The organism is Candidatus Oscillochloris fontis, assembly GCF_004138135.1.
In the GTDB taxonomy this organism is placed as follows: Bacteria; Chloroflexota; Chloroflexia; order Chloroflexales; family Chloroflexaceae; genus Oscillochloris; species Oscillochloris fontis.
In genome coordinates, this window is record NZ_RYFD01000106.1 from 1 (window position 1) to 2,552 (window position 2,552).

Here is a 2,552-nt window from a genome sequence, read left to right on the forward strand (position 1 = left end):
ATCACGATCTTGACGAGTTGCATTGCCAGAGCGATGCTTAATCGCAAAAGCTGCGGCAGCCTCCACCCGCGTCATTGTGCTCATCAACAGGGTATGCTCAGCCTTCGGATCTGCTACTGCGATCACCCAGGCTGAGCCAGTTTCTGGAAAGTAGCGCTTCACAAGTGCGCTGGTATCAAAATAGTAGGCACTCATCCTTTTGTGCCACGCTGTTCAATAACGATTTGGCTGAGTGGCGTGCCACCGATACGCGCAAAACTTGCCTGTACCGCTTCAAGTGTCGCCGTAGACTGCGCCGCAATGGCATGCATGGTCGGAGTCGGCTCGATAAGCAGACCCGCAGTGCGCAGCACATCACGAGCGCGCTCACGATCACTCTTTGGGGGTGTCGGGATTAGCCGCTCAATAAGCCATTCACCAGCTAATATATCAACCGATTTTCCTTCGCGCAGCGCCGCAGCGTGGAGGCGTTCAAGTATTTCAGATGGGAGATCAAGCATAAGTACGGTCATAGATTTCTCCTGAAAAGCTTCTTCTCACATTTCCTTACTCGTTTTTCAATTATACCCCCTCCGCCCCGATTTTTCACCGCCGAGGACGCGGAGGGGCGCAGAGGATGTGTTCTTGGGTCTCCCCCTCTGCGTTCCTCTGCGCCCCTCTGCGGTATACCCCTCCCCGACCCGATTTTTCACCGCCGAGGACGCGGAGGGGCGCAGAGGATTTCTACTCTATCCCTCTGCGCCCCTCTGCGGTATCCCCCCCGCCCCGATTTTTCACCGCCGAGGACGCGAAGGGGCGCAGAGGATGTGTTCTTGGGTCTCCCCCTCTGCGTTCCTCTGCGCCCCTCTGCGGTATACCCCTCCCCGACCCGATTTTTCACCGCCGAGGACGCGGAGGGGCGCAGAGGATTTCTACTCTATCCCTCTGCGCCCCTCTGCGGTACACCCTCCCGACCCGTTTGTTAACCGCCGAGGACGCGGAGGGGCGCAGAGGATGTGTTCTTGGATCTCCCCCTCTGCGTTCCTCTGCGCCCCTCTGCGGTATACCCCACCCTACCCCGGCCACTTCCCATGCTCGCGCACATACGCGACCGTGTGCGCATCCTCCTCGGCATCCGGATGCCCAAGCTCCCGCACATAGGCCACCCACAGATCGAGCAACCCTAGCGCCTCGCTGACCTGGCCCTGGCCCACGAGCGTCTCACCCAGATTCCAACTCGCCATCGCTTCCCCGCGCCGGTCGCCGATCTCGCGGGCGATCACCAAACGTTGCTCGTAGAACGCAATAGTGCGGCGCGGCTCGCCCAGGTCTTTGTAGGCAATGCCTAGGTTGCCCAGGGTTTGGCCTTCCCCGCGCCGGTCACCGATCTCGTGCATCAAATCCAGCACCTGCTCGTAGAACGCAATGGCGCGGCGCGGCTCGCCCAGGTCTTTGTAGGCAATCCCCAGGTTGCCCAGGAACCGACCCTCAGCATCCCGCCGCCCCAGGCGGCGCGCTGCGGCCAGTGCGGCCTCAAGTTGGGGGATGCGCTCGCTGCGGAGGGTGTAGCGTAGATCACCAATATGCGCCGTGGCATCAGCATCGTCAATCAGGAGTGTATCCACCTCACAACTGCCTGCGTGGGCGTGCAGCCAGTGCCGCGCTGCGTCCAGGTTGGCGCGTTCGCGCTCGAAGTGGGCCAGCGCAGGCACGATCTGATCGCCGCCAGCGAGGTAGTGCTGTTCCGCCTTTTTGGCCTCGGCGATGTAATATGTGGCATAGCGCAGCCGCGCCGCCCGCTCCTCTTCGCCCAGGCGCTGCACGGCAAAGTGGCGCACCAGTTCGTGTAGGTCGTAGCGCTCCTGTTCGGGGTCGTATTCGAGGAGGCTGCGCCGGTAGAGTAGGCTCAGGTTGTCCCGCAGCCGTTCGGGGTCGTCGGGTTGCACCACCGCCGCTGCTGCTGCGAGGGTAAAACTGGCCCCAAAGACCCCCAACTGGGCCAGGGTGGCCTGCACCTGCGGCGTGAGCAGGTGGTAACTGAGCGCTATCGAAGCCTCGACATCCAGCTCCGGGTTGGCGTCGCTGTCGGGGTCTTTGAGCGCCATCAGGGCGCGCTTCTGCTCGCTCAGGCGGGCGATGTAGTCGGCACTGCGCAGGGTGGCGTCGTTGTGCAGCAGGCTCGCGGCGATGCGCAGGGCCAGCGGCAGGTAGCCGCAGGCAGCGGCGATCTGTTGCGCGGCGGCGTCATCCATCCGCAGGCAGATCGTGCGCAAGAGCGTACCTGCCTCGTCCATTCCCAGCCGAGCCAGGTCAATCCGTTGCATCCCCTTCAGGGTGAACTTCTGGCGGCTGGTGATCAGCAGCGCCGACCCGGCGGGGGGCAGCAGCGCCTGCACCTGGGCGGCGTCTTTGGCATCGTCGGCGAGGATGAGCACGCGCTTACCCGCTAGGGTGCTGCGGTAGAGGGTGGTGAGTTCGGTGATGCCATCAGGGAGTTTCGCATCGGGGAAGAAGGCATGGATCACCTGTTGCAGCGCCTGCGTCGCGGGCATGGCCGGGTTCCGCGAGCCTTG

3 protein-coding genes are annotated in these 2,552 nt (G+C 62.9%); all 3 read right to left on the bottom strand.

Annotated elements, in window-relative coordinates; genetic code table 11:
* Window positions 1–195 (bottom strand): type II toxin-antitoxin system VapC family toxin (locus EKD03_RS18065; protein WP_161569316.1); only part of this gene is annotated, 195 nt, incomplete at its 3' end.
* A complete protein-coding gene (locus tag EKD03_RS18070; RefSeq protein ID WP_129633828.1) occupies window positions 192–512 on the bottom strand; it encodes a hypothetical protein in 321 nt (106 codons plus the stop codon). The genes EKD03_RS18070 and EKD03_RS18065, both read right to left, overlap by 4 nt.
* A gap of 540 nt (window positions 513–1,052) precedes the next feature.
* Window positions 1,053–2,552: tetratricopeptide repeat protein (locus EKD03_RS18075; RefSeq protein WP_238613582.1), on the bottom strand; the 1,500-nt coding region annotated here is incomplete at its 5' end.

Excerpts from the sequence above, each read along its gene's own strand:
- EKD03_RS18070 (WP_129633828.1), bottom strand. The coding sequence starts at position 512 with ATGACCGTACTTATGCTTGATCTCCCATCTGAAATACTTGAACGCCTC.